Below are 24,140 nucleotides of genomic sequence, written 5' to 3' on the forward strand. Positions count from 1 at the left end.
TGCTGGCCGCCGCGCTGAGCCCGGCCGGCTGGGCGGGGGGCGCTCTGGTGATCGTGTCGCTGTTGTGCCTCGTGCTGCTGGGCTATGTCGGCGCGCGCCTGGGCGGGGCGAAGCCGGCCCGGTCGGTGCTGCGCACCTTCTTCTGGGGGCTGCTGGCGATGGCGGTGACGGCGGGCGCGGGGGGACTGTTCGGCGCCGCCATATAGTGGCAAAGCGTCCTGCACATAAGAACAAGGAGACTGCGATGACTGATATTCAGGCCATCCCCCTCAAGACCATCGGCGGCAAGGATGCCAGCCTGGGCGACTATGCCGGCAAGGTCGTGCTGGCGGTCAATGTGGCGTCCAAATGCGGCCTCACCCCCCAATATGAGGGGCTGGAGGATCTCTACGGCGAATATCGCGACAAGGGGCTGGTCGTCGCGGGGTTTCCGGCGAACGACTTCGGCGCGCAGGAGCCGGGGAGCAACGAGGATATCGCCGACTTCTGCACCACCAATTTCGGGGTCGACTTCCCGATGTTCGAGAAGATCGTTGTGACCGGGCCGGACAAGCATCCGCTCTATGCCGCGCTGACCAGTGCGGTGCCCGAGGCGCAGGGGGACGTGGAGTCCTTCCGCGAGCGGCTGAGCAGCTATGGCATGACGCCCAACCCGGCGCCCGAGCTGCTGTGGAATTTCGAGAAGTTCCTGATCGCGCGGGACGGGGCGGTCGTCGCCCGCTTTGCGCCGTCCACCACGCCCGACGACCCGGCGCTGGTCGCGGCCATCGAGGCGGAGCTGGCGAAGTGAAGGCGGCGCCGACGATGCTGGCGGGCGCGGCGCTGGCCGCGGTCCCCGGATCGGCGGCGCTGGCCGTGCCCGACGCCCGGTCTGCGCTGTACGAACTGCGCATCTATCATCCCGCGCCGGGCAAGCTGGACGCGCTGAACGCCCGCTTCCGCGAGCATACGCTGGCGCTGTTCGCGAAGCACGGCATGACCAATGTCGCCTATTGGAACGAGGCGCCGAGCGAGCAGGCCCCCGAGGGCCGGGTGATCTATGTCCTGGCCTATCCCAGCCGCGCGGCGCGTGACGCCGCGTGGGATGCCTTCCGCGCCGATCCCGAATGGCAGGCGGTGGTGAAGGCGTCGGAGGCGAACGGCAGGCTGGCCGAGAAGATCGACAGCATCTTCATGAGCATGACCGACTATTCGCCGCCGCTGGATTTTCCGCGCTGACGAAAAGGGAGCGGTGACAAATCGGACCGGAGAGGCAACAAAAGGCGGCCTGCGGCGTTCGCCCAGCGGTTCCTCGATCCGGGAGTGCATCATGAAAATCGCCTTCGTCCCCCTCGTCCTGCCCATCATCCTTGGCGCGAGCGCCTGCGCGACCGCATCGGCGGGCGGCGCAGCGTCGAAGGAAGCCGCGCCTGTGGCCCGTGCACAGCTGAAGGCGGGCGACGGATCGACGCGGGGCGAGGCGACCGTCACCGAGGCCGCCGACGGGCTGCACGTGCTGGTCAAGGCGCAGGGGCTGACGCCCGGCATCCACGCCGTGCACGTCCACACCACCGGAACCTGTACGCCGCCCGACTTCACCAGCGCCGGCGGCCACTGGAACCCGACCAATCACAAGCATGGCAAGGACAATCCGCAGGGCATGCACATGGGCGACATGCCCAACATGCTGGCCGGATCGGACGGCGTGGGCGAGATGGAATATGTGATCCCCGGCGGGACGATCAGCAGTGGCGCGACCCCGCTGCTGGACGCGGACGGCGCGGCGGTGGTGATCCATGCCCAGGCCGACGACAATATGACGGACCCGGCGGGCAATGCCGGCGGGCGCGTGGCCTGCGGCGTGCTGTCGGCGGGCTGAGAGCGCCTGGCGCGCCTGGAGCATGTTTCAGGCGGCTTGATCCTGCAGTTCCCCGGCGAAGGCCGGGGCCCGGTCCCGCGCCCTGAACTGGACCCCGGTCTTCGCCGGGGAACGATTCCATCCGAGCGGAACAGGCCCTAACCGCCTGAGGCGGGGTAGTCGGCCACCGGGGCGTAGCGCGCCCCGGACCGGCCGAGCGTGCTTTCGAACAGCGTGAAGCCCTCCACGACGAAGGGCGGGCTGAAGAGGCCCGCTTGTAGCGCGAGGAACACGTCGATTCCCGGCGCCGGACGGCTGAGCCGGGCGAGGGTGATGTGCGGCAGGAAGGCGCGGCTTTCGGCGGGAAGGCCGGCCTGCACGCAGGCCCGGTCGATCTTCCGATGGAGATGGGCGAGGGGATCGTGCGGCTCCACCCCGGCCCAGATCGTATCCACCATTCCCCGGCGATCGAAGGTGCCGACGCCCCGCAGCGCGATGGTGAAGGGCGCGAAGCGGACGGCGGCAAGCCCGTCCGCGATGTCGTTCGCGCGGTGACGGTCGACCTCTCCGATGAAGCGCAGCGTCAGGTGAAGCTGGTCGTCCTCCTGCCAGCGCGCGCCGGGCACGCCGCCCATCAGCAAGAGCAGGCGGGCGCGGATGTCGGCGGGCGGACGAATGGCAGCGAACAGGCGGTGCATGGGCCCTGCATAGGCGCAAAGGGCGCGCCGGGGGAAGGGTGAAGGGCAGGCGGTGGGATCGGCCCTTTCGCCGGCGGGGGCGAATGTTCGCTTGCGGTTCCTTCCTCCTCCTATTACTCCGACATTTGAACGAAGCGATGCCGCACGTCAGGATTGCCTGCTCCGGCCAGGGCATCGCGTGCCGGGCGCAGGATGATGGAGAGAGCATGAAAACCGACGCTTGCTGTGCCGGCCAGTCCCGACGGAATTTCCTGGCTTCGGCGGGAACGGCGGCGCTTGCCGCGGGCGCCGCACCGGTGGTCCTGAACCCGGCAATGGCGGCCGAGGCGCCCAAGCCGGCGACATCGGCGGCGCTCCGGCCGTTCGATCTGGCGGACGTCGACCTGGGCGAGAGCCCGTTCCTTCATGCGCAGCGGATGACCGAGGCCTATCTGCTGAAGCTGCAGCCCGACCGGATGCTGCACAATTTCCGGGTGAATGCCGGCCTGAAGCCCAAGGCACCGGTCTATGGCGGCTGGGAATCCGAGCCGACCTGGGAGGACATCAACTGCCACGGCCACACGCTGGGCCATTATCTGACCGCCTGCGCGCTCGCCTGGCGATCGACGCGCGATCGCCGCTTCAAGCAACGGGTCGACTATATCGCCGCCGAGCTGGCCGAGTGCCAGAAGGCGTCGGGCACGGGCCTGGTCTGCGCCTTCCCCAAGGGACCGGCGCTGGTGGCGGCGCATCTGCGCGGCGAGAAGATCACGGGCGTCCCCTGGTACACGCTGCACAAGGTCTATGCCGGCCTGCGCGACGGTGCGCTGCTGGCCGACAGCGAACTGTCGCGCGAGGTGCTGGTGCGCCTGGCCGACTGGGCCGTGGTCGCGACGGGGCCGCTGTCCGACGCGCAGTTCGAAACGATGCTCGACACCGAGCATGGCGGCATGAACGAGGTCATGGCCGACCTGTATTTCATGACCGGCAACCCCGACTATCTGGCGCTGGCCAAGCGCTTTTCGCACAAGGCGATCCTGACCCCGCTCGCCAAGGAGCGCGATCATCTCGACGGGCTGCACGCGAACACGCAGATCCCCAAGATCGTCGGGTTCGAGCGGGTTTATGAGGCGACCGGCGACGCCGCCTATGGCAGCGCCGCCGCCTTCTTCTGGAAGACCGTCGCGCTGACCCGGTCGTTCGCGACCGGGGGCCATGGCGACAATGAGCATTTCTTCCCGATGGCCGAGTTCGACAAGCATGTCCTTTCGGCCAAGGGATCGGAGACCTGCTGCCAGCACAATATGCTGCGGCTGACCCGCGCGCTGTTCCTGCAGAACCCGCAGGCGCATTATGCCGATTATTATGAGCGCACGCTCTATAACGGCATCCTCGCCTCGCAGGACCCCGACAGCGGCATGGCGACCTATTTCCAGGGGGCGCGGCCCGGCTATATGAAGCTGTACCACACGCCCGAGGATAGCTTCTGGTGCTGCACCGGCACCGGCATGGAAAATCACGTCAAATATCGCGATTCCATCTATTTCCACGACGACCGCGCCATCGTCGTCAACCTGTTCATCCCGTCCACGGTGCGCTGGGCGGCGAAGGACGCGGTGCTGACGCAGGCCACCAGCTTCCCGGAGGCGCCGTCCACCAGCCTGCGCTGGACGCTGAAGCGGCCGACCGAGATGGTGCTGAAGCTGCGCCATCCGGGCTGGAGCCGGACGGCGAGCGTGCTGGTGAATGGCACCGAAGTCACGCAGTCGGTCGACGCGGGAAGCTATATCGAGATCGCCCGCCTCTGGCAGAATGGGGACACGGTGGAACTGCGCCTGGCCATGGAGCCCGCCGCCGAGTATGCGCCCGCCGCGCCCGGGATCGTCGCCTTCACCTATGGTCCGCTGGTGCTGGCCGGGGCGCTGGGGCGCGAGGGGTTGTCGCCCGGCGCCGACATCGTCGTGAACGAGCGCAAATATGGCAGCTACAACGATGCGCCCTTCGCCGCGCCCACGCTGGCGGGCGACGGCGAGACGCTGGCCCGGTCGATCCGGCCGACGGGCAAGCCGCTGGAGTTCACGATCGCGTCGGCGGAGCAGCAGCCCGTGCGACTGATCCCCTATTACCGCATCGCGCACGAACGCTATGCGACCTATTGGCCGTTGAAGCCGGCCACGGCCTGAGGACCGATTGCCGGCGTGGCGCGTTTCGCTTGAAACGGCGGACCGAAGAGCCGATAATAGGAAGTACCGGCGTCATCGTGCCGGTGAAGGAGATTTGAACATGGCCAACTGGTCCGATCCTCGTCCCGGCATTGCGGGCTTCGGCGGCGTCGCCGCCTCGCGCGGGGAGGCGTTCGATGCCGGCCTGCGTTCCTACATGCTGTCGGTCTATAACTATATGGCGAGCGGCGTGCTGCTGACCGGCGTGGTCGCCATGCTGTTCGCGTCGAGCGGGTTCGCCTATCAGGTGCTCGCCGGCCCCGGCATCCTGAAATATGTCATCATGTTCGCGCCGCTGGTGTTCGTCATGGTGCTGAGCTTCGGCATCCAGCGGCTGTCGACCGTCGCGGCGCAGGCGCTTTACTGGGCCTATGCGGCGGTGATGGGCCTGTCGCTCTCGTCGATCTTCCTGGTCTATACCCAGACGTCGATCGCGCAGACCTTCTTCGCGACGGCGGCGGCTTTCGCTGGCCTCAGCCTCTGGGGCTATACGACGAAGAAGGACCTGTCGGGCTTCGGCACCTTCCTGATCATGGGCGTGGTCGGCCTGCTGGTCGCCAGCCTGATCAACCTGTTCTTCCAGTCGAGCACGATGAACCTGGTCATCAGCTTCGTCGGCGTGCTGCTGTTCGCGGGCCTGACCGCCTATGACACGCAGAAGATCAAGAGCATCTACGCCTATGTCGCCGGAACGGACATGATGGGCAAGTCGGTGGTAATGGGGGCGCTGAACCTCTATCTCGATTTCATCAACATGTTCCTGTTCCTGCTGCGCTTCATGGGCGGCAACCGCGACTGATCAGGTCGTCGGTGCGAGAATGGCGAAGGCCCGGCGGAGCGTTCCGCCGGGCCTTTTTGCTTGAGACGAACTCTGCCGGGCTGCTTCCGGTGGTGGCGGCCGAGGTCCGCCATTCGCGCTACGCGCCACCAACGACGAACGGGTGTTGCAGATGGTTGCTGCAGGGCTGGGGCTGACGGTGATGCCCCAATCCTATGCTCAGGATGGGTAGTACGCCCTCGGCTCGCAGGTTTCACCCTCCGCCGCTCGATCGGCTTTCTGTTCGGTTGGGATGCGTGCCGGCCGGCGTCAAGGCTTTCCTGGAGGACAGCATGTCGTTCGAGGCTGCCAGCCGGCTCATGTTCTGCAACGATATGGCCCCGGCGCAAGCCGACGCTTTTGTCGCCAAGCTGGGCCAAGATCACTGGCCGCCGGATGCATTGACGGTAAGCGATTGGCGATATGATCATCTGACGGAATGCACGGGCACGTACGTTCTCTGCCTAGCCGACCAAGCTGTCTCACCGGCTTGGCAGGAACTGAGCGCCAAGCGATTTCACGCGTCTCGGTTGATACGCATCGATGCTGGGCACCAAGTCATGCATACGCGTCCGCATGCATTGGCAGAAATTCTTCGACAGGAAGCTGGATTTTACAACAGTTGAGCATCCGGTTGCGGCTGCCACGCCCGTATTTGAGCCTGGGATTTGAGCGTGTAAGTTGCCATCTGTCGCCATGATGCTGCGAGTCTAGGACTACTCTGGCGCCATCCCCACCTGGACACTCTGATTTACCGCTGGTGGTGATGGCGTGAATGTGATTCCATTGTTTTGAGCGATCGAGGCGTATGTGTCTGTGCAGCGTGGCTTTATCGATCTGGACGAGCGGTATGCGGCGCTGTCGGGGGCGGGCGATCCGCTGGAGAAACTCGGGGCGCTGGACCGGTTCCGGTCAGTTGGTCCAGGATCGGGGGGCAGGTCATGAAGGAGTCGGACTCTATTCAAAATCGGTCACACTCGGGGAGCACGTCATAAGCCTTCGCGTGTTTGCTCACGCCACGACCGACTTCATTGCCGGGCTCCTGCGACGCAGCACCAAAGGCAGCGGAATCGCCACCTATGTTCAATGGAAGAAGCTGTTACCGAAGCGCCGCCTAACCCGCCATGCGCGCGTCACTTCCTGCGTCAACACGCGGCCTGCCATGACTCTTCGGGAAATACGGCTCGAGCCGCGCCATCTGCTCATCGGTCAGCCAGTACAGGTCGCTCACATTCAGTCTCCTTGCGGAGCCTGAATCAGATCGCGCCTCTCACATCAATGGGTCCTGACCCTAGGTGCGAAGCGCTTGCTGGATTAAGGTCTCCTTGTGCGCCCCTGCGCACGCCGCGCATCAGTCAAGCTACCCAACGCCCTAGAGCGCATATCCAGCTCGCGACGCTCGGACTCGGAAAGTCCGTCTCGGCCATAGCGTTCTGCCAACGTGCCTATTTGATCCACTTCCCTGCGCAAGGCGCGGGCCTCCTCGTTCGAGAGATCACCACTTTTCCTGCCGCTTTTAATGCGGTCGCGGGTTTCACGGAGTTCGCGCCCAGCATCTTGCTGCCCAGATCGAACATCTACATCGACAATGGCGCCGGGTATTCTTTCGGGTTCCGACGGTGACCGAGGAGCGATTTGAGCGTATGCGGCAGCACACGGGCTAAGAAGTAATAATATTGCGATGAGAGCACGCATGCTGTCCTCCACAGGCCCGTGTCAGGCATCGTTCTTCTTCTAGGATGAATTGCTGCTGAATTCAGCAGTTTTCCTATTTTTGCCCCAGCTCGTTCGGGCTGCCCACCGGTTTGTCCGACTTGTGAGCCACCCATGGCATTTCTGCGCAAGCTGACTCGACGGAGCCTGTGCGGGGTGAAGCTGGTCATCTCCGACGCTCAAGAAGGCGTCAGGGCGGCGTTGTCCAAGCTGTTGGGGCCACTTGGCACTGCTGCCGCGGCTGACGTGACCCCTTGGTTTCCACCAGCAGCAATTAGAGCCCGGCGGCTTTGTTGCGCATGAGCGCGGGTTGAGCAATGGCCTGCGCAGCGGAGCCCGTAGGGCGTAGCGAAGCAGGCCATTGCTTATGCAGTTCAGCGGCGAAGGCCGCTGGGGTCTCGTATCCAAGGGCTGAGTGCGGGCGCTCCTGGTTGTAGTCCTCCGCCCATGCGGCGATCACCACACGGGCATGGTCTAGGCTGAGGAACAGCGTCTCGTTTAGCAGTTCGTCCCTCATGCGGCCGTTGAAGCTCTCGACGTAGCCATTCTGCATCGGCTTGCCGGGGGCGATGTAATGCCACTCCACGCCGATCTCCGCGCACCAGGCCAGGACCGCGTTCGACGTCAGCTCGGTGCCGTTATCGCTGACGATCATGCCTGGCTTGCCGCGCTCGGCGATAAGATCGGTTAGCTCGCGCACGACCCTGCGCCCCGAGATCGAGGTGTCCGGTACCGCGCGCAGGCACTCGCGGGTCACGTCATCGACGATGTTGAGCACCCGGAACCGGCGTCCCGACGCCATCTGATCGTGCACGAAGTCAAGGCTCCAGCGCTGGTTGGGCAACGCCAGCACGGGCGCTGGCGCCCGCGCGCCGATGGCACGGCGGCGGTTGCGTCTTCGTCGGACCGCCAGGTTCTCCTCGCGGTAGAGCCGCTGGGTCTTCTTGCGGTTGATCACCACGCCCTCCCGCCGCAGCAGGATGTGCAGCCGGCGATAGCCGAAACGGCGGCGCTGCTGCGCCAGCTCGCGCAGCTTCGACCGAAGGTCGGAATCATCATCCCGCTGCGACCGGTAACGCATGCTCTTCCGGTCAGCGCCGATGACACGGCACGCCCGCCGCTCGCTCATCCCCAGGACCGCCTGGAGACGAGCGACCGCCTCTCGCTTGGCAGCGGGCGTCACCAATTTTTTGCGAGAAGGTCCTTCAGGCCAGCATTGTCGAGCATCGCCTCGGCCAGGAGCCGCTTGAGCTTGGCGTTCTCGTCCTCGAGCGCCCGCAGCCGCTTCGCCTCGGAAACCTCCAGGCCGCCATACCTGGCCTTCCAGTTATAGATCGTCGCTTCAGACACACCGTGCCGCCTCGCCAGATCGCCGGTCTTGGCGCCAGCCTCGGCCTCCTTCAGCACCGCAATGATCTGCTCTTCCGTGAACCTTGTACGCTTCATCGTCCGTCCTTCTATCAGGCCGGACTCTAATCACACTTGGAGGAAAATCAGGGGGTCACGTCACGGCCACTTCATGCGCAACACGCTGCTCCATGCCGACACGGATGAACATGCACTCGCTGTCAATGTCTCCAACCTTAGGGTGGGTGACCTCTGAAACGCGCAGGCCCGCGCCGTAAGCACGTTGAAGGCGGCCTTGTACTTGATGCCTGGCGCGCGCGGCCTCTTGGACGCTCAGGACATCTCGAAGCCCGGGTTCACCGTATACCGGAAAGACCCGGCGCAATCTCCAGTCGCTTGAGCGTCATAGTGAAGAGGAAGCGTAGAGCCGATAATGTGGCGTTGATTGTTGCAGGCCCAACGGCGCGTCGATGCTGGTCGAATTGATATTGCCGGAGGTCTTCTGCGCCGGTTTTATCGGGAAGACGGCCAAGAAAAGCGACGAAGGATCGGACGTGGCGAATGTCGTCCTGCTGAGTATGCGCCCCTAAGCTCCGAAGCTTCATATCCTGCAACACCCGCTCGAGCGGCGCACTGTTTGGCGCAGTGGGAATTGTAGTATCATGGTGAGTTCCTTTGCGTTCAAGGGATCTCGCAATCTCAACGCGACTCCACGTCCCCCAACACCGCGCCATTACGGCGCAATCTCGCCCAAACGCCACCCCCGCGCAGGTTCGTCCAAGTCTCAGACCTTGTCATACCCCACTGATGGACAACAAATAGGTGCCTCTCAGGAGTTTGGAGTAAGGCTTACCGGAGAGAGGGACGGAGTTCGTCCCTATGTTCCGAAGCATACCATGAGAACCCGCGAAAAATGGGGGAACCTCTGTGGTAGCGGATTTGCATACTCTTGAACTTATCACGCAAAACCAACGCGATAAACCGCTTGACTGGTGACCCCTACGGGAATCGAACCCGTGTTTCAGCCGTGAGAGGGCCGCGTCCTGACCGCTAGACGAAGGGGCCTTGCTGCCGCATGAGCGGCGGGCAGGCGCGGCCTTTACGAAGCGCTCGAGCGGCCGTCAAGCGAAACCATTCGCTTGTTCGCCAAATAAAAAACCACCCCATGCGATTCGCACGGGGTGGCCAAGGTTCAGGGAGGAGACGCCTCCAAAGGGGGGAGGCGCCCATACGACACACCCGAAAGGGGGGCAGGTGCGCCGTATGTTCGGAAGATAAGGGAGGTGCTCCCTTCTTTCAAGGGGATGCGCGCACCCTATCGATTATTTGCGGCAGACCGACTTCGGCCGCGGCTCAGCCCTGCAGGGCGGCAACCGCCGGCGGGGGAGCGACGGGGCCCTTGCCCTGCGCAACCTGCGCGTCGAAAATGTCGCGCATCAGCTGCAGGGAAAAGAGATGGGCGTAAATCAGGGGCAGCATGCCGTTCTGGTTGATCTTGCGCAGCTGGTCACCGCGCAGGTCGCGCAGCTTCTCTTCGTTCACCATGCGGAAACCGCGATAGAGGAAGGGCTGCTCGCTGCCGGGCACCTGGATGGAGACCTCTCCGTCCATCAGCAGGTCGAGCTCGGCCAGGTCCTTCATGAACTGGCCGGTGCGGGCGGCGGCCTGCTCGAAATCCTCGCAGAACTTCAGCACGCCCTGGACCAGCTCGGTGGGCTTGCCGTCCTCGAACAGCGGCTGCCCTTCCTCGAAGGCGCCGACGGTCTCGTTGGTCGGGTCGAAGCACAGCGACAGCTCTTCGCTGTCGGGGCGCAGCCGCGCCAGCAGCCAGGGATAGCGGCGGACATAGGCCGGCACATAGGCGGGGCCGCGCAGCTTGCCCTGCTCGTCGAGCACGACATTGACACCCTCGTTCAGGCCCATCAGCGCCAGCGGCACGGAATCGTCGCCGGCCGAGAAGATGATCGGCAGGAAGCGCTGCGCCGCGGCGAACTCGTCCACCGTCAGCGGCACGGCATGCTGGCTGGTCAGGAACGGCGCGGTATCGGCGGGACGCACCTTGAAATCGGCATGGTCCAGGCTGCTGAGCGGCAGCAGGTCGTTGTAGAACACGGGAAGGGCGTTGGCGGGCGCGCTGGCCATGGTGGAAGTCCGTCCTGTTTGAGGGCGCTGCCTGTCGCGCAGCGCCGCGTGTCGATTGGCGCAGGGCGATAAAGCCCCCGGGAGCCGTAGGCAATCGCTTTGTCGCCCGACGCGTCCCGGGCGCGATCAGCCCTCGCCGGGCTCGGGGATCAACTTGCCGGGGTTGAACAGGCCCTGCGGGTCGATCGCCGCCTTGATCGCGCGCAGCGCATGAAGCCGTGCCGGACTGGCAAGCCGGCCGAGCTCGGCGCGCTTCATCTGGCCGATGCCGTGCTCCGCCGAAATGGAGCCGCCCGCCGCGACCACGGCGTCATGGACGAAGGCGTTGATCGCCGGTCCCTGCGCGGTGATCCAGGCAGGACCGTCGGTCGTGCCCCTTGGTGCCCGGACATGGAAATGGACATTGCCATCGCCCAGATGGCCGAAGGAGGATGCCGTGGTGCCGGGAAAGGCCCGTTCCGCTGCGGCCGCCGCCTCCAGCATGAAGGCCGGCATGCGCGCCACCGGCACGCTGATGTCATATTGCAGCGCAGGTCCCTGCGCCCGCTCGGCCTCCGACAGCGATTCACGCAGCCTCCAGAAGGCGTCGGCCTGCGCCTCGCTGGCGGCGATGGCGGCATCGATCGCGATGCCCTGCTCCAGTGCGTCGGCCAGCGCGCCTTCCAGCCGTTCGGCGGGACCGGGCTCTCCGGAATCGGCATCATCGACCTCGATCAGCACATGCCAAGGCGTGCGCGTCCCGATCGGACAGCGCGTGCCGGGAATGTGGGAGAGGACATGGCCCAGGCTGTCGTCCGCGATCACCTCGAAGCCTTCCACGCTGTCTCCCAGTCGCGATTCGGCCAGGCGCAGCAGCGCCAGCGCTTCGGCGGGCGTGGCGACGCCGACCCAGCCGACCGCCCGCGCCGCGATCGCGGGGACCAGGCGCAGCGCGGCGGCGGTCACGACGCCCAGCGTCCCTTCCGCCCCGATCAGCAGCTGGCGGATGTCGTAGCCGCGATTATCCTTCTTCAGCGCGTCGAGGCCGTCGAAGATGCTGCCGTCGGGCAGCACCGCTTCGATCCCTTCCACCAGCGCCCTCATGGTCCCGTGGCGCAGCACCTGCGTCCCGCCGGCGTTGGTGGACACCAGCCCGCCGATCGTCGCCGATCCCTTGGCGCCGAGGCTCAGCGGGAAGCGCCGCCCGGCGCTCTCCGCTGCCTCGTGCAGCGTGGAAAGGATCACGCCGGCCTCGCATACCGCCAGATTGTCCTGCGGCGAGAGCGAACGGATGCGGTTCATGCGGCGCAGGGAGAGGATCAGCGCCGATCCGTCCGCGGGCGGGGTCGCACCGCCCACCATGGAGGTGTTGCCGCCCTGCGGAACCAGCGGGATGCCCAGTTCCGCGGCGAGCCGCACCGTATCGGCGACCTCCTGCGTGGAGGCGGGTGCCAGTATCGCTGCGGCTGCGCCATGATAGCGTCCGCGCCAGTCATGGGTCCATGGCTCTACGTCGCCCGCATCGGTGACGACGCCCTTGGGACCCAGAAGCGCGACGAAGCGGGCGATCACATCCTGTCCTATCATGGGACCTGCTATGCCCCGGAATTCATCGACGGTTCAACCACCGGCCGATAGCGTGCCATTCCCAAAAGGGGTTCCGCTTGGTTCATGCCATTCTGCTGCTGCTGTCCACGCCGGCCGTCGAGCCGGTGCAATGGGCGCAGCTGACGATCCAGCGCCGGGTCATCATCCGCGTGCCGATGGCGCGCAAGGGGCGCGCGCCCACCCGGATCGCGCCCGAGGCGCAGGAGGCGTGGAAGGAGAAGAAGGGGCCGCGCTGCGTGGCGCTACGCTCGATTCGCGGCGCCAGCATCGTCGTGGACAATGGCGTCGACCTGATCCTGGCCGACAACCATCGCTATCGCGCCCGGCTGGAACGGGGATGCAACTCGGCCGGCTTCTATTCGGGCTTCTATGTCGAGCCGGACGAGGACGGGTCGCTCTGTTCGGGCAGGGACGAGTTGCAGGCACGAAGCGGCTTCAGCTGCGAGATCGACAGCTTCCGCCGCCTGGTCGAGGCCGAGCCGGACGATTGATCCGTGCCAAATCGGGCGCTTGTGCGCGATTTTCTTGACAAGATGGCGATATTTCCGCAAGTCGCGGCCGATTTCCGCTGTGCTTCCGCATGGTGCGAGAGCCCATCTGTTCCGGACAATTGAATGCATTTCGCCGATCTCGGCCTATCCGACGAATTATTGAAGGCCGTATCGGAGGCCGGATATGACACGCCCACGCCCATTCAGGCGCAGGCGATCCCGCCCGTGCTGATGATGAAGGACATCATCGGCATCGCCCAGACGGGCACCGGCAAGACGGCGAGCTTCGTGCTGCCGATGATCGACATCCTCGCCCACGGCCGCGCCCGAGCGCTGATGCCGCGCAGCCTGATCCTGGAGCCGACGCGCGAGCTTGCCGCCCAGGTCGCCGAGAATTTCGAGAAATACGGCAAATATCACAAGCTCTCCATGGCGCTGCTGATCGGCGGCGTGCAGATGGGCGATCAGGTGAAGGCGCTGGAAAGGGGCGTCGATGTGCTGATCGCCACCCCCGGCCGCCTGATGGATCTGTTCCAGCGCGGCAAGATCCTGCTCAACGGCTGCAGCATGCTGGTGATCGACGAGGCGGACCGGATGCTCGACATGGGCTTCATCCCCGACATCGAGGAAATCTGCACCAAGCTGCCGTCGCAGCGGCAGACGCTGCTCTTCTCCGCGACGATGCCGGCGCCGATCAAGAAGCTGGCCGACCGCTTCCTCTCCAATCCCAAGTCGATCGAGGTCGCGCGGCCCGCCACCGCCTCCACCAACATCACCCAGCGGCTGGTGCGCGTCGATTCGCGCAAGAAGCGCGATGCGCTGCGCGCGATGCTGGATGCGGAGGATGTCACCAGCGCTGTCATCTTCTGCAACCGCAAGACCACCGTCCGCGAACTGAACAAGAGCCTGCAACGCTACGGCTATCGTTCGGGCGAGATCCATGGCGATATCGACCAGTCCTCGCGCATCGCGGAACTGGAGCGTTTCCGCGAGGGCACGGTCAACATCCTGGTCGCATCCGACGTCGCCGCGCGCGGACTGGACATCAAGGGCGTCAGCCACGTCTTCAATTTCGACGCGCCCTGGCATCCGGACGACTATGTCCACCGCATCGGCCGCACCGGTCGCGCGGGGGCGAAGGGTGTCGCCTATACCTTCGTCACCGCCGAGGATGCGGAGGCGATCGACAATATCCAGAAGCTGATCGGCCAGACCATCGAGGTGATCGGGGCACCCGCCGCCGCGCCGGAGGAGCCGCGCGAAGAGCGCCCCCGGCCCGAGAAGCCGAAGAAGGATCGTCGCGAGGAAAAGCGCCGCGAGGACCGTCCGGAGCCGCGCGCTACCCCGCCGCGTTCCGCCGCGCCCGCGCCGCGCCCGCGTCGCCATGAACCCCAGGACGATGGCCCCGACGATGGCTGGAACGGCCCGGTGCCGGAATTCCTCTCGGTCGGCTTTTCCTGAGCAGGGCGCTCGGGCGGGCCGGCTGCTACCTTGTCGAGGAGCCGGACGGTCGAAGCCTGCCTCCGTCATCCCGGCGAAAGCCGGGATCCCACTTTCGCTCGCGCGGGCTGGGCCAAAGGCGAACCGTCGGCGATCCTACAGCAGCCCCAGCGCCCGCATGCTGCTGTGCCCCTGCGCGCCGATGATGACATGGTCGTGTACGGTGATGCCCAGCCGCTTGCCGGCCTCGGCGATCTGGCGGGTGATGTCGATGTCCTGCCGGCTGGGATCGACCGATCCGCTGGGATGGTTATGGACCAGGATCAACGCCGCCGATCCCAGGTCCATCGCCCGGCGGATGACCTCCCGCGTGTAGATCGCCGCTTCGTCGACCGATCCCTCGCTCATCGTCTCGTCGCGGATCAGCATGTTGCGGCTGTTGAGATGGAGCACCCGCACGCGCTCGATGCCGAGCCACGCCATGTCGACGCGCAGATAGTCGAGCAGCGCCTGCCAGCTTCCCAGCACCGGCCGTTCCGCCACGGTGTTCCGCAGCATCCGCAGCATCGTCGCCTGTACGATCTTGATCGCCGCGATGCTGGTGTCGCCCATGCCGGGTACCCGGCCGATCGCGTCCCACTCCGCAGTAACCAGCCCGCCAATGCCGCCGAACTCGCGCAGCAGCGCCTTGGCGAGCGGCTTGGTGTCGCGACGCGGGATGGCGAGCGCCAGCAGATATTCGATCAGCTCATGGTCGTGCAAAGCCTCCCCGCCGCTGATCGCGAGCTTCTGGCGCAGGCGCGCGCGATGGCCCGCGCCGTCGTGGCTCGCCTTTCCAACGCCTTCTGCCAAGCCTGCCGCTCCCCCGGTTCGTTTTGACGCTATGCGTTGCGGAATCGCGGGGCAAGGATATTTAGGGCGGGACGGACGTTGTGCAGGCGTTACGGAAAGTGACGCGGGAAGAGCCGGGGTTGGCGCAAGGGATGGAAGAAGAAGACGGCGAAAAGGCGATTCGCCGTGGATGGGTCCGCTGGCTCGGCGTCGGCACGGGCTCGCTAGCGCTCGTCCTCGTGGCGCTCTGGACCCAGCGCGCGCCGATCGCGGAGAATTTTATCGGCCGGGAGCTCAACCGGCGCGGCGTTCAGGCGAATTACGAACTCAGCGAAATCGGCCTGCGCACCCAGCGGATCGAGAATATCGTGCTCGGCGACCCGGCCGATCCCGACCTGACGGCGCAATGGGTGGAGGTGGACATCGCCTTTGCCGGCCTGACGCCGCAGGTCGCGGCGGTACGCGCCGGCGGTGTGCGGATGCGCGCCTCGATGCGCGAGGGTGTCCTGCGCCTCGGCGAGATCGACAAGTTCCGCGATCCTGAATCCACTGCACCTTTCAGCCTGCCTGACATTCTCCTGTCGCTGCGCGATGCCCGGCTGCGGCTGGACACCGACGCCGGCCCCGTCGGCATGCGCATCGACGGCAGCGGCAATCTGAATTCGGGTTTTCGCGGCAAGCTCGCCGCAGTGATGCCGCGCGCGCGGCTGGCGGGCTGCGGCATGACGGACGCCACGGCCTGGCTCGACATCGCCATGAGCGGCGGCGCGCCACGTTTCACCGGCCCGGTGCGCGGCGGCGCCTTCGGCTGCCGGAGCGCCGCCACCGCGATCGCCCGGCCGGTGGCGCAGGTCGACCTTCGCCTGGGCAAGGCGCTGGATCGCTGGACCGGTACGGTGCGGCTGACCGGCGACGCGCTGCGGTCCAACGGCCTGGTCATGGCCCGGCCCGACGGCAGGGTCACCTTCGACGGGACGGCGCAGGGTACCAGCGGACGGATCAAGGTCGGCGCGCAGGCGCTGGCGGGCTTCGGCGGCCTTGCGGAGCGGGCCGATTTCAGCGGTGCATGGCGCTTCGCCGGCAGCGACGCCTCGCTTCAGGGCCGTCTTTCGGCGCAGAATGTCCGGCTCACCGGTCGCGATCCGCTGGCGGCGATGCGGCAATCGACGGTGGGCACGCCCATCGCGCCTTTGGCCGAACGTCTCTCCATCGCGCTGCGCCGCGCGGGCGACGGCAATGCGCTCCAGTCCGATGTCGCCTTCGCGCAGAAGGGGGCGGGCGGCAGCCTCGTCCTCTCCGGCACGCAGCTTGCCGCGCAAAGCGGGGCTCGCGTTCGTGTCGCGCCGGATGGCCAGCTGAGCCTCTCCTGGCCCGGCAAGGCCGGTGCGGTGGACTGGGCGCTCGACGGCGCGATCACGACCGAAGGCGGCGGGCTGCCGAGGGCGGCGCTGCGCCTCGCTCGCCGGGCCGGCGGCGGTCTTGGCGGGCAGCTGTTCGTCGATCCCTATGCCGCGGGCGACGCCCGCCTTGCGCTGGAGCCCGTGCGCTTCTCCGCCGAGCAGAACGGCGCCACCCGCTTCTCGACCGCGCTTCGGCTGGATGGCCCGCTGCCCGACGGCGTGCTGCGCGGCCTCAGCGTACCGGTCGAAGGACAGATCGCCGCCAATGGCGCGATCGCGGTCAACCGGCGCTGCGTGCCCGTCACGCTCGCCGAAGCGCGCTATGGCACCTTCGCGTTGGGCCAGACACGCCAGACGCTCTGCCCGCTGCCGGGCGAGGCGCTGTTCGCGACCGGCCCCGGCGGCGTGCGCGGCGGGGCGGAAATTCGCGGGCTGGCTCTCGCGGGCCGCAATGGCGACAGCCCGATGCGCCTCAGTGCCGACACGGCACGGGCATCGCTGGGGCAGGGGGGCTTCACCCTGTCCAACATGGTTCTGGCCATCGGCCCGGAGGACGCGCCGGTTCGCCTGACCGCCGCCACGCTGGACGGCAGGATGTCCCCGCGGGGCCTGGGCGGGACCGTAGCGGGGGCGGGCGGCGTGATCGGCACGGTGCCGCTGGTCGTGGGGGATGCCACCGGCGACTGGCGATTCGCTGATGGCGCGCTCGGCTTCAAGGCGGCGATGACGGTGCGGGACGCGCAGGCGCCGAGCCGCTTCAATCCGCTCCGCGTGCCCGATTTCGCACTGACCATGAAGGACGGCCGCATCGCCGCGACGGGAACGCTCCGCGTGCCTGGCAAGGATGCGCTGGTCGCGCGCGCGGATATCGCCCACGACCTTGGCAGCGCGCGCGGCCGCGCCGATCTCGCCGTTCCTGGGCTGACGTTCGGCCCGGGCCTCCAGCCCGACGCGCTGACCCTCCTTACCCGCGGCGTGATCGAGAATGTCAGGGGAACCGTCACCGGCGAGGGACATATCCGTTGGACCGGCTCCGACGTCACCAGCGACGGCGTCTTCCGCACCGACAACACCAGCCTCGCCGCCGCCTTCGGTCCGGCCGACGGACTGTCGGGGGAGATCCGCTTCACCGACCTGCTCGGCATGGTCAGCGCGCCGGGGCAGGAAATCCGCATCCGCTCGGTGAATCCCGGTGTCGAGGTTCATGACGGGCTGGTCCGCTACCGCCTGGAAGCCAATCAGAAGGTGCGTGTGGAAGGCGGCGGCTGGCCCTTCTCCGGCGGGCAGTTGGTGCTGCTGCCCACCACCATGGACTTTGGCGCCGATGTCGACCGCTACCTCACCTTCCGCGTGATCGGGGTCGATGCGGGAGCCTTCGTCCAGGCGATGGAACTGGACAATGTCTCCGCCACCGGCACCTTTGACGGTATCATGCCGCTGATCTTCAACGCGCAGGGCGGGCGCGTCTCCGGCGGCGTGCTGGTCGCCCGGCAGCAGGGGATGCCGCCGCTGATCATGCCGGAAGGCGTGCTGCCCACCATCCCCTGCGATCCCGCACTCCAGTCGGGCACGCTGTCCTATGTCGGCCCGGTCTCCAACGAACAGATCGGCATGATGGGCAAGATGGCCTTCGACGCGCTCAAGGATCTCCAGTATAAATGCCTCACCATCCTGATGGACGGCGCGCTGGACGGGGAAATGGTGACGAACGTCGTCTTCAACGGCGTCAATCGCGGCAAGCTGGGCGATGCGCCCGGCGGGATCGCGCGCAATTTCGTCGGCCTGCCCTTCATCTTCAACGTCCGCATCTCCGCGCCCTTCCGCGGGCTGCTCGGCACCGCGCAGTCCTTCATCAATCCGAGCGACCTCGTTCAGACGGAAATCGGCAAGCAGGCGCAGGATAGAATGCGTCAGGGGGTTGCAGTTCAGCCTGCGGAAAGCGAGACTATGCGAGACAGGGAGCCAAGATGAACACAAGAGCGATCATGACGGCGGGTTTCGCCGGTTTGGCACTGGGGGGATGCATCCAGGTGAAGGCCCCCGACAAGCCGATCGAGATCAACCTGAATGTGAAGGTGCAGCAGGAGGTCGTCGTGAAGCTGCAACGCGACGCGCAGGACCTCATCCAGAATAACCCGGAGTTGTTCCCGCAATGACACGCAAGTTCCTGATGATCGCCCTGGGGGGCGCGGTCGCTCTGGCGGCAGGCGGGCTGGTGACCATGCCCGCTCGCGCGCAGTCGGGCGCGGTGACGGCGGCAATGGCTGCCGGCACCGTGGGTGAGCAGGCCGACGGCTATCTCGGCATCGCCGGCACGGTGGGGCCCGACGTGCGTTCCGAGGTGGAATCGATCAACATCAAGCGGCGCGCCGCCTATACCGACCTGGCGGGCAAGCGCGGCGTCACCGTGCAGGATGTCGCCGCCTCGATCGGCTGCCAGACGCTGGCCAGCCGGGTGAAGACGGGCCAGGTCTATCGCATCGGCTCCGGTCCATGGCAGACCAAGGGCGACGGCCCGATCGCGCTGCCATCCTATTGCTCGACCGCGGGTTGAACGCAGGGCTGCGGGGCCTCGGCCCCGTCGCCTGCCCGATGCGCATTGCTAGTTCAGCGCCCTTGCCTTCGAACGCCCGCCCTTTCGGCCGCGTTCGTCGGTGATCCTCTGCGCGTCCGGGCAGAAGGGCGCCAGAAATTCATAGAGCTGGTCGGCAAGCCTCTCCTTCGCCAGCGAATAGAGCACATACTGCCCGCGCTTCTGTTCGCGCACCAGCCCCGCCTCCTTCAGCAGCGCCAGATGGCGCGAGATGGAGGGCAGGGTCATCTCGAAATTGTCGGCGATCTCCCCCACGGTCAGCGGCTCCGCGGCGAGGTAGCTCAGGATGCGCCGTCGTGGCTCCGACGCCAGCGCCTTGAAGAGTTTTTGCATAGATATTTAGCTAAATAGGAAAATACGGTTTTGCAAGGCTTGGGCCACCGCCCGCGCACATGCCCGATTTTCCTGTGTTCTCTGTGGTTGACTATCCCGAAATGCCTACCTAAACGGGCCGCGCCTTGACGGGTGCAGCCGCAAGCGCCATGCCGCCTTCCATCGGGTTATTACCCGGAGGAGGATGACAGATGGCGGCGGAGGAACCCGGACAGGACCCGGCAGATGAGGACGCGCGGATCGCTTCCCTTGAGGAGCGCATCGCACGGGCCGAACATGCCGAAAAGGTCAGGCAGGGGGCCAGGGAGCAGCAGGCGGACGATGGGTCGCGCCTCGGCAACAGGGTTCTTGCGGAACTGATCGGCGGTCTTGTCGGCGGTGCGTTGATCGGCTGGGTCCTGGACCGGCTGTTCGGCACATCCCCATGGCTCCTGCTCGTGTTCCTCGGTCTCGGGATCGTGGCGGCGTTCAGGAACATCATCAGATTGACGACGACGAAGCGCTCCGACCGATAGGGATCGCATCGTCCTAGTCCGAAGGCTAACGGGACGGCAGGGGTTACAGTGGCAGAATCCGGCAAAATCGATCCGATGCACCAGTTTGCGATCGAACCGCTGTTCGGTACGGATCATCTGTCGATCGGCGGCTTCAACATCGCCTTCACCAACAGCGCGCTTTACATGGTCGCCGCTGCGCTGGTGCTGTGGATCTTCGTTGTCGGCGGCATGAAGCGGGAACTGGTCCCCGGCCGCTGGCAGATGGCGGTCGAATATATGACCGGCTTCATCAAGAACCTGCTGATCTCCAATGTGGGCGAGGGCGGCCGGAAATATATTCCCTACGTCTTCTCGCTGTTCATGTTCATCCTGCTGGCGAACCTGCTCGGCCTGTTGCCGCTGGGCCTGATCGGCATGCACCCCTTCACCTTCACCAGCCATTTCACGGCGACCGGCGTGCTCGCGATCATGAGCTTCTCGATCGTGCTGATCGTCGGCTTCTGGAAGCATGGCCTGCACTTCTTCTCGCTGTTCGTGCCGCACGGCACGCCCGCGCTGATGGTGGTGCCGCTCTTCTTCATCGAACTCGTCTCCTTCATGGTGCGCCCGTTCAGCCTCGGCCTGCGACTGTTCGTCGCGATGACCGCCGGCCACGTGCTGCTGAAGGTGCTGGCGGGCTTCGTCATCAACAGCGCGAATGCCAGCCCGGCGCTCGGCCTGACCGTCGGCTTCGCCAGCTTCGTCCTGATGATCGGCATCAGCGCGCTGGAAGTGCTGGTCGCGGTCATCCAGGCCTATGTGTTCGCGCTGCTGACTTCGGTGTACATCAACGATGCCGAGAACCTGCACTGATTTTCCGAAATTTGTTCAACGCTTAAAAGAGTTTAGAAAAGGAGTTTACGACATGGACGCAGAAGCCGCAAAGCTGCTCGGTGCTGGCCTGGCCGCGATCGGTGCGGGCATCGCCGCCCTCGGTGTGGGCAATGTCTTCAGCGCGTTCCTGGAAGGCGCGCTGCGCAACCCGGGTGCCGCCGACGGCCAGCAGGGCCGCCTGTTCATCGGTTTCGCCGCGGCCGAGCTTCTGGGTCTGCTGGCGTTCGTCATCGCCATGATCCTGGTGTTCGTGGCCTGACGCCGCTTGGACGCGGGCGGGCGGCTGCGGCCGCTTCGCCCGGTCCCGTGAAATGACCGGCCCCCTGATCGGACGGACCTGAAATGCCTCAAATCGCGCAAATCGCCGATACCTATTCCAGCCAGATTTTCTGGCTGCTGCTGACGTTCGGCTTCGTCTTCTTCGTCATCGGCCTTGGCATGGTGCCCAAGGTGCAGGGCACGGCGGACGCGCGCGACGCGAAGATCAGCGGCGATCTGGACGCGGCCAAGGCGGCTTTCGCCCGCGCCGACGAAGCCGAGGCGGACTATCGCACCCGCGATGCCCAGAACCGTTCCGCCGCGCAGGCGCTGATCGCCAGGGCCAAGGCGGATGCCGCCAAGGCCTCCGAGACGCGGCTCGCTGCCGCCGATGCGGACATCGCTCAAGTCATCGGTGCGGCGGAAGCCCGCATCGCGGCGGCGAGCAATGCCGCGATGGCGCAGATCGAAACCGTCGCCGTCGATGCGGCGCGCGACATGGTGGCCCGCATCGCCGGCGTGGAAGCGTCGGACGAAGCGGCCCGCAATGCAGTAAAGGCAGCACTGGCCCATGGCTGAGGCAGCGGTACATCAGGCGGAAGCGCCCAATCTGAACGAAGCGATCCATTCCGAAGGGCTGGAACCGGTGGGCACCGTCGCGCATGAAGGCGTGACGCCGCATACCGATCCCAAGGCCGTCGGCATGGACGCGACCGCCTGGGTCAGCCTGGCCATGGGTGTGTTCATCATCATCCTGCTGGTCAAGGGCGTGCCGGGGCTCATCGGCAAGGCGCTCGACGGCCGCATCGCCCAGATCAAGGCGCAGCTTGAGGAAGCCACGAAGCTGCGTGCCGAGGCCGAGGCGCTGAAGGCCGAATATGAAGCGAAGCTGGCCGCCGCGGCCGGCGAGGCGGAGGCGATGCGCCAGTCCGCCGAGCATGAGGCGGAAACGCTGATCGCCGACGCCAAGGTCAATGCGGAGGCCCTGGTCGTCCGCCGCCGCAAGATGGCGGAGGACAAGATCGGCGCTGCCGAGCGTGCCGCCATCGCGGAAATCCGCGCGAAGGCGGTGAGTGCTGCCACCAGCGCTGCGGCCACGCTGATCGCGCAGGGCCATGACGCCAATGCCGACAAGGCGCTCGTCGATCAGGCGATCAAGGGGCTCGGCCCGGTCGCCTGACCCGTTCTCCTGAAAACCGAAAAGGGCCGGCGCGCCATCGCGCGCCGGCCCTTTTCGTTTCTACCTTCCATGGGAAGCCGTGCTCCTGCGAAAGCAGGAGACCAGGGTGCAGGCCGCGCCCATCAGTGCTGGGCTCTACCTTCAGGACCGCGGCTTTGCTGGAAGGTTCCAAACCGGTCCCGCTCAGCTCTCCGCCTCGGCATGGGTGGTATCCAGCATCCGGCCGTTGGTGATCACCACCAGGTCGCCCAGCTTCGCCACCCCGAACAGCTTTTTTGCAAAGGGCGTCGGCACGCCGATGCAGCCATGGGTGGCATAGCCCCATTGCACGTTGCTGCCATGGATCGCGACCCCGTCGCTGGTCAGCCGCAGCATATAGGGCATCGGCGCGTCGTAGAGGTTGGAAACATGGTCGGCGTCCTTCTCCGTGATCGGGAAGGCGCCCAGCGGACTCGGCTTGTCGTCGGCGCCGTAGAGGATGACCGCCGACCCGATCTCATAGCCCGCGCGGAACACCGACAGCGTCTGCGCCTTCAGGTCCACGGTCACGATGATCCGACCTGTCGCCGGCGCGCCCTGCTCGTTCCAGACATAGTCGCCATGGCGGAAAGGCCCGTTGATCGGCAGCACCCGCCGCACCACCAGCGCGTCCGGATCGACGGCGACCGGCTGGTCGCGACGGCGCTCGGCCGGCTTGGGGGAAGGGGATGCGGCCGGCGCGACGGTCTCCTTCGCCGGCACCTCCTGCCCCTGCGCCTCCAGGTCCCGCCCCCCGTCCAGATAAGCGCTGACCAGCAGTGCAGCACCACCCAGCGCACCCCCAACCGCCAGCTTGGGGCCGGCCAGCCGCGCCAGCGATGCCAGAAATTTTGCCATGATCCATCCTTGCCGAAAGCAACCGCGCGATCCTAGCGCGAAAAGGTTAGGGGATTATGGAGCGCGCGAGGGAAGGAAAGCCGGCGCTCGATTGCGCACATGGATCAACATCGGCATTCTCCGCCAATGGAGAGGCCGCCATGCCCAAGTCCGGTAAACTCGCTTTCATGATGCTGATGCTGATCGCAGGGTGCGCCGGCCCGACCCGAGACCGGCAGATGCTTCGGGATATCCATGCAGAAGCCCTGGCTTTGGAAGGGCCGCGCCTGCAGTCCTGGACCTCATTGCCCAAGACCCGTTGGCCTCCGGGTATTGCAAGCCTGAGGCCGGAAAGCGTCAGCATTTCCGCGGATGGCGTCGATATCCTGATGTCGCCTTATTTTGACGGTGGTTGGGGATATTTCATCCCCTTTGATGATAGCTCATCGCCGGAGCCAAGGGGCCGGTATGAACCCGCGGGTGAAGGGATCTACTGGTATCGCCCCGATTGATCTTCGCCGGTGGTGATCCTCCGGACGAACCAAGGCCTCCGCCTGAATTCCCCTTCCAAAATAGGATTTCCTCTGATCTATCCTTGTGGATGGAACAGCAGCCCATCCCCACCTCGCCTGCGCCCTCGGCGCAAGTCCCAACCAGCCGCGCCCACTGGACCGCCGACAAGCAGCGCCTCTTCCTCGCGGCCCTGCTCGCCACCGGCAATGTCTCGCACTCGGCCCATGCCGCGGGCATGTCGCGGTCCAGCGCGCATCGCCTCCGCCGGCGTCTGGCGGGCACGCCGTTCGACCGGACATGGGATCGCGCGCTGGCGCTTCATGCCCAGACTCTCGCCGATCCCTTCGCCGCCGACCCCGCCAGGCCCGCCGCGCAACAGGCGCGTGGGTGAGGCCTATGTGGCGCATCACTGTCGCGTCGGTGTCGCGTCGCTGTGACTTTTGTGGCGCGTCGGTGTGGCTTCGCTGTAGCTTTGGCGTGACTATTGGCCCTTTTCCACCGCCCGGAGGCCGACAACGGTGTGAACTTCGCTGC

At 66.0% G+C, this 24,140-nt stretch carries 27 protein-coding genes, 1 tRNA gene and 3 pseudogenes; 21 read left to right on the top strand and 10 right to left on the bottom strand.

Annotated features, from left to right (window positions below; all coding sequences use genetic code 11):
• From M529_RS33710 to M529_RS33725, 4 genes are all read left to right on the top strand, one after another.
• Positions 1–206 (top strand): VIT1/CCC1 transporter family protein (locus M529_RS33710; protein WP_021317643.1); only part of this gene is annotated, 206 nt, incomplete at its 5' end.
• Between the two features lie 38 nt (positions 207–244).
• Positions 245–790, top strand: coding sequence for a glutathione peroxidase (locus M529_RS33715; RefSeq protein WP_021317644.1), 546 nt, complete (start codon positions 245–247; stop codon positions 788–790).
• A complete protein-coding gene (locus tag M529_RS33720; RefSeq protein WP_021317645.1) occupies positions 787–1,218 on the top strand; it encodes an NIPSNAP family protein in 432 nt (143 codons plus the stop codon). Before M529_RS33715 ends, M529_RS33720 begins: the two co-directional genes overlap by 4 nt.
• A gap of 91 nt (positions 1,219–1,309) precedes the next feature.
• On the top strand, positions 1,310–1,858 hold the full coding sequence (locus M529_RS33725) for a superoxide dismutase family protein (protein WP_021317646.1): 549 nt from the start codon (positions 1,310–1,312) through the stop codon (positions 1,856–1,858).
• A gap of 137 nt (positions 1,859–1,995) precedes the next feature.
• Here M529_RS33725 and thpR read toward each other — a convergent pair whose 3' ends face one another.
• Positions 1,996–2,535, bottom strand: coding sequence for an RNA 2',3'-cyclic phosphodiesterase (thpR, locus tag M529_RS33730; RefSeq protein ID WP_021317647.1), 540 nt, complete (start codon positions 2,533–2,535; stop codon positions 1,996–1,998).
• Between the two features lie 206 nt (positions 2,536–2,741).
• Between thpR and M529_RS33735 the strand changes: the two genes are divergently transcribed.
• From M529_RS33735 to M529_RS0124540, 4 genes and pseudogenes are all read left to right on the top strand, one after another.
• Positions 2,742–4,697, top strand: coding sequence for a glycoside hydrolase family 127 protein (locus M529_RS33735; protein WP_021317648.1), 1,956 nt, complete (start codon positions 2,742–2,744; stop codon positions 4,695–4,697).
• Between the two features lie 100 nt (positions 4,698–4,797).
• Positions 4,798–5,535, top strand: a complete 738-nt coding sequence (locus M529_RS33740) for a Bax inhibitor-1/YccA family protein (RefSeq protein WP_021317649.1) — start codon at positions 4,798–4,800, stop codon at positions 5,533–5,535.
• A 97-nt stretch (positions 5,536–5,632) separates the two neighbouring features.
• Positions 5,633–5,802, top strand: a pseudogene (locus M529_RS50265) (LysR family transcriptional regulator); the annotation flags it as partial.
• A gap of 8 nt (positions 5,803–5,810) precedes the next feature.
• Positions 5,811–6,179, top strand: a complete 369-nt coding sequence (locus M529_RS0124540) for a hypothetical protein (protein ID WP_161626337.1) — start codon at positions 5,811–5,813, stop codon at positions 6,177–6,179.
• A gap of 518 nt (positions 6,180–6,697) precedes the next feature.
• On the opposite strand, the pseudogene M529_RS49225 reads toward M529_RS0124540, so the two are convergent.
• Positions 6,698–6,784: pseudogene (locus tag M529_RS49225) on the bottom strand (IS5/IS1182 family transposase); the annotation flags it as partial.
• A 602-nt stretch (positions 6,785–7,386) separates the two neighbouring features.
• Here M529_RS49225 and M529_RS50270 point away from each other — a divergent pair.
• Positions 7,387–7,505 (top strand): annotated as a pseudogene (locus M529_RS50270) (transposase); the annotation flags it as partial.
• A 35-nt stretch (positions 7,506–7,540) separates the two neighbouring features.
• Here M529_RS50270 and M529_RS33745 read toward each other — a convergent pair.
• The 5 genes from M529_RS33745 to M529_RS33765 form a co-directional block, all read right to left on the bottom strand.
• Positions 7,541–8,712, bottom strand: a protein-coding gene (locus M529_RS33745; protein ID WP_152522521.1) for an IS3 family transposase whose coding sequence is annotated in 2 segments (ribosomal slippage) — positions 7,541–8,460 and positions 8,460–8,712 — 1,173 coding nt in all. Because the reading frame shifts where the segments join, the coding sequence is not laid out codon by codon here.
• A gap of 257 nt (positions 8,713–8,969) precedes the next feature.
• Positions 8,970–9,218: a phage integrase N-terminal SAM-like domain-containing protein gene (locus tag M529_RS50275; protein ID WP_236617672.1), complete on the bottom strand. Its 249-nt coding sequence runs from the start codon at positions 9,216–9,218 to the stop codon at positions 8,970–8,972.
• A 385-nt stretch (positions 9,219–9,603) separates the two neighbouring features.
• Positions 9,604–9,678 (bottom strand) — tRNA-Glu (locus M529_RS33755).
• 288 nt (positions 9,679–9,966) lie between these two features.
• Positions 9,967–10,755: a SapC family protein gene (locus M529_RS33760; protein WP_021317653.1), complete on the bottom strand. Its 789-nt coding sequence runs from the start codon at positions 10,753–10,755 to the stop codon at positions 9,967–9,969.
• A gap of 126 nt (positions 10,756–10,881) precedes the next feature.
• The gene (locus M529_RS33765) at positions 10,882–12,321 is read right to left on the bottom strand and encodes an FAD-binding oxidoreductase (protein ID WP_031294890.1); all 1,440 of its coding nucleotides are present in this window, start codon (positions 12,319–12,321) and stop codon (positions 10,882–10,884) included.
• Positions 12,322–12,398: 77 nt separating this feature from the next.
• Here M529_RS33765 and M529_RS33770 point away from each other — a divergent pair, with 77 nt between their 5' ends.
• Both M529_RS33770 and M529_RS33775 read left to right on the top strand, forming a co-directional pair.
• Positions 12,399–12,833: a hypothetical protein gene (locus M529_RS33770; protein ID WP_021317655.1), complete on the top strand. Its 435-nt coding sequence runs from the start codon at positions 12,399–12,401 to the stop codon at positions 12,831–12,833.
• Positions 12,834–12,956: 123 nt separating this feature from the next.
• A complete protein-coding gene (locus tag M529_RS33775) occupies positions 12,957–14,294 on the top strand; it encodes a DEAD/DEAH box helicase (protein WP_021317656.1) in 1,338 nt (445 codons plus the stop codon).
• 135 nt (positions 14,295–14,429) lie between these two features.
• On the opposite strand, the gene radC is transcribed toward M529_RS33775, so the two are convergent.
• The gene (gene radC, locus M529_RS33780) at positions 14,430–15,125 is read right to left on the bottom strand and encodes a RadC family protein (protein WP_021317657.1); all 696 of its coding nucleotides are present in this window, start codon (positions 15,123–15,125) and stop codon (positions 14,430–14,432) included.
• A 131-nt stretch (positions 15,126–15,256) separates the two neighbouring features.
• Here radC and M529_RS33785 point away from each other — a divergent pair, with 131 nt between their 5' ends.
• Genes M529_RS33785 through M529_RS33795 form a run of 3 tightly spaced genes read left to right on the top strand, consistent with a single transcriptional unit; the run spans position 15,257 to position 19,058 of the window.
• The gene (locus M529_RS33785; RefSeq protein WP_021317658.1) at positions 15,257–18,475 is read left to right on the top strand and encodes an intermembrane phospholipid transport protein YdbH family protein; all 3,219 of its coding nucleotides are present in this window, start codon (positions 15,257–15,259) and stop codon (positions 18,473–18,475) included.
• On the top strand, positions 18,472–18,660 hold the full coding sequence (locus M529_RS33790; RefSeq protein ID WP_031294891.1) for a YnbE family lipoprotein: 189 nt from the start codon (positions 18,472–18,474) through the stop codon (positions 18,658–18,660). The genes M529_RS33785 and M529_RS33790 overlap by 4 nt, the downstream gene beginning before the upstream one ends.
• Positions 18,657–19,058 (top strand): YdbL family protein, encoded by a 402-nt coding sequence (locus tag M529_RS33795; protein ID WP_021317660.1) that lies wholly within the window; start codon positions 18,657–18,659, stop codon positions 19,056–19,058. The genes M529_RS33790 and M529_RS33795 overlap by 4 nt, the downstream gene beginning before the upstream one ends.
• A 48-nt stretch (positions 19,059–19,106) precedes the next feature.
• Here the strand turns inward: M529_RS33795 and M529_RS33800 are convergent, their stop codons facing one another.
• Complete coding sequence (locus M529_RS33800; protein ID WP_021317661.1) at positions 19,107–19,430, bottom strand: metalloregulator ArsR/SmtB family transcription factor; 324 nt, start codon at positions 19,428–19,430, stop codon at positions 19,107–19,109.
• A 191-nt stretch (positions 19,431–19,621) separates the two neighbouring features.
• Here M529_RS33800 and M529_RS33805 point away from each other — a divergent pair, with 191 nt between their 5' ends.
• The 5 genes from M529_RS33805 to M529_RS33825 all read left to right on the top strand — a co-directional run bounded on the left by M529_RS33805 (position 19,622) and on the right by M529_RS33825 (position 22,238).
• The gene (locus tag M529_RS33805) at positions 19,622–19,945 is read left to right on the top strand and encodes an AtpZ/AtpI family protein (RefSeq protein WP_021317662.1); all 324 of its coding nucleotides are present in this window, start codon (positions 19,622–19,624) and stop codon (positions 19,943–19,945) included.
• A gap of 48 nt (positions 19,946–19,993) precedes the next feature.
• Positions 19,994–20,779, top strand: a complete 786-nt coding sequence (locus M529_RS33810) for a F0F1 ATP synthase subunit A (RefSeq protein ID WP_021317663.1) — start codon at positions 19,994–19,996, stop codon at positions 20,777–20,779.
• Positions 20,780–20,831: 52 nt separating this feature from the next.
• Positions 20,832–21,059 carry a F0F1 ATP synthase subunit C gene (locus tag M529_RS33815; RefSeq protein WP_006961951.1) on the top strand — a complete coding sequence of 76 codons (228 nt, stop codon included), beginning with the start codon at positions 20,832–20,834 and terminating at the stop codon, positions 21,057–21,059.
• A gap of 83 nt (positions 21,060–21,142) precedes the next feature.
• Positions 21,143–21,637: a F0F1 ATP synthase subunit B family protein gene (locus M529_RS33820; protein WP_021317664.1), complete on the top strand. Its 495-nt coding sequence runs from the start codon at positions 21,143–21,145 to the stop codon at positions 21,635–21,637.
• A complete protein-coding gene (locus M529_RS33825) occupies positions 21,630–22,238 on the top strand; it encodes a F0F1 ATP synthase subunit B family protein (protein ID WP_021317665.1) in 609 nt (202 codons plus the stop codon). Before M529_RS33820 ends, M529_RS33825 begins: the two co-directional genes overlap by 8 nt.
• Positions 22,239–22,421: 183 nt before the next feature.
• On the opposite strand, the gene M529_RS33830 is transcribed toward M529_RS33825, so the two are convergent.
• Positions 22,422–23,114: a L,D-transpeptidase family protein gene (locus M529_RS33830; RefSeq protein ID WP_021317666.1), complete on the bottom strand. Its 693-nt coding sequence runs from the start codon at positions 23,112–23,114 to the stop codon at positions 22,422–22,424.
• A gap of 140 nt (positions 23,115–23,254) precedes the next feature.
• Between M529_RS33830 and M529_RS33835 the strand changes: the two genes are divergently transcribed.
• Together M529_RS33835 and M529_RS33840 are read left to right on the top strand one after the other, a co-directional pair.
• Complete coding sequence (locus tag M529_RS33835; RefSeq protein ID WP_021317667.1) at positions 23,255–23,605, top strand: hypothetical protein; 351 nt, start codon at positions 23,255–23,257, stop codon at positions 23,603–23,605.
• Positions 23,606–23,694: 89 nt separating this feature from the next.
• Positions 23,695–23,997 (top strand): terminase small subunit, encoded by a 303-nt coding sequence (locus M529_RS33840; RefSeq protein ID WP_021317668.1) that lies wholly within the window; start codon positions 23,695–23,697, stop codon positions 23,995–23,997.
• Positions 23,998–24,140: the final 143 nt, after the last annotated feature.

The sequence above is a fragment of the Sphingobium ummariense RL-3 genome, assembly GCF_000447205.1.
Classification (GTDB): Bacteria; Pseudomonadota; Alphaproteobacteria; order Sphingomonadales; family Sphingomonadaceae; genus Sphingobium; species Sphingobium ummariense.

What these genes read in the sequence shown, in the direction of transcription:
- M529_RS50275 (WP_236617672.1), bottom strand. Translation starts at nt 9,218, where the DNA reads ATGAAGCTTCGGAGCTTAGGGGCGCATACTCAGCAGGACGACATTCGC.
- M529_RS33840 (WP_021317668.1), top strand. Translation starts at nt 23,695, where the DNA reads ATGGAACAGCAGCCCATCCCCACCTCGCCTGCGCCCTCGGCGCAAGTC.
- M529_RS33830 (WP_021317666.1), bottom strand. Translation starts at nt 23,114, where the DNA reads ATGGCAAAATTTCTGGCATCGCTGGCGCGGCTGGCCGGCCCCAAGCTG.
- M529_RS33735 (WP_021317648.1), top strand. Translation starts at nt 2,742, where the DNA reads ATGAAAACCGACGCTTGCTGTGCCGGCCAGTCCCGACGGAATTTCCTG.
- M529_RS33775 (WP_021317656.1), top strand. Translation starts at nt 12,957, where the DNA reads ATGCATTTCGCCGATCTCGGCCTATCCGACGAATTATTGAAGGCCGTA.
- M529_RS33820 (WP_021317664.1), top strand. Translation starts at nt 21,143, where the DNA reads ATGCCTCAAATCGCGCAAATCGCCGATACCTATTCCAGCCAGATTTTC.
- M529_RS33795 (WP_021317660.1), top strand. Translation starts at nt 18,657, where the DNA reads ATGACACGCAAGTTCCTGATGATCGCCCTGGGGGGCGCGGTCGCTCTG.
- M529_RS33715 (WP_021317644.1), top strand. Translation starts at nt 245, where the DNA reads ATGACTGATATTCAGGCCATCCCCCTCAAGACCATCGGCGGCAAGGAT.
- M529_RS33790 (WP_031294891.1), top strand. Translation starts at nt 18,472, where the DNA reads ATGAACACAAGAGCGATCATGACGGCGGGTTTCGCCGGTTTGGCACTG.
- M529_RS33825 (WP_021317665.1), top strand. Translation starts at nt 21,630, where the DNA reads ATGGCTGAGGCAGCGGTACATCAGGCGGAAGCGCCCAATCTGAACGAA.
- M529_RS33765 (WP_031294890.1), bottom strand. Translation starts at nt 12,321, where the DNA reads ATGATAGGACAGGATGTGATCGCCCGCTTCGTCGCGCTTCTGGGTCCC.
- M529_RS33740 (WP_021317649.1), top strand. Translation starts at nt 4,798, where the DNA reads ATGGCCAACTGGTCCGATCCTCGTCCCGGCATTGCGGGCTTCGGCGGC.
- thpR (WP_021317647.1), bottom strand. Translation starts at nt 2,535, where the DNA reads ATGCACCGCCTGTTCGCTGCCATTCGTCCGCCCGCCGACATCCGCGCC.
- M529_RS33815 (WP_006961951.1), top strand. Translation starts at nt 20,832, where the DNA reads ATGGACGCAGAAGCCGCAAAGCTGCTCGGTGCTGGCCTGGCCGCGATC.
- M529_RS33785 (WP_021317658.1), top strand. Translation starts at nt 15,257, where the DNA reads ATGGAAGAAGAAGACGGCGAAAAGGCGATTCGCCGTGGATGGGTCCGC.
- M529_RS33725 (WP_021317646.1), top strand. Translation starts at nt 1,310, where the DNA reads ATGAAAATCGCCTTCGTCCCCCTCGTCCTGCCCATCATCCTTGGCGCG.
- M529_RS33800 (WP_021317661.1), bottom strand. Translation starts at nt 19,430, where the DNA reads ATGCAAAAACTCTTCAAGGCGCTGGCGTCGGAGCCACGACGGCGCATC.
- M529_RS33835 (WP_021317667.1), top strand. Translation starts at nt 23,255, where the DNA reads ATGCCCAAGTCCGGTAAACTCGCTTTCATGATGCTGATGCTGATCGCA.
- M529_RS33805 (WP_021317662.1), top strand. Translation starts at nt 19,622, where the DNA reads ATGGCGGCGGAGGAACCCGGACAGGACCCGGCAGATGAGGACGCGCGG.
- M529_RS33760 (WP_021317653.1), bottom strand. Translation starts at nt 10,755, where the DNA reads ATGGCCAGCGCGCCCGCCAACGCCCTTCCCGTGTTCTACAACGACCTG.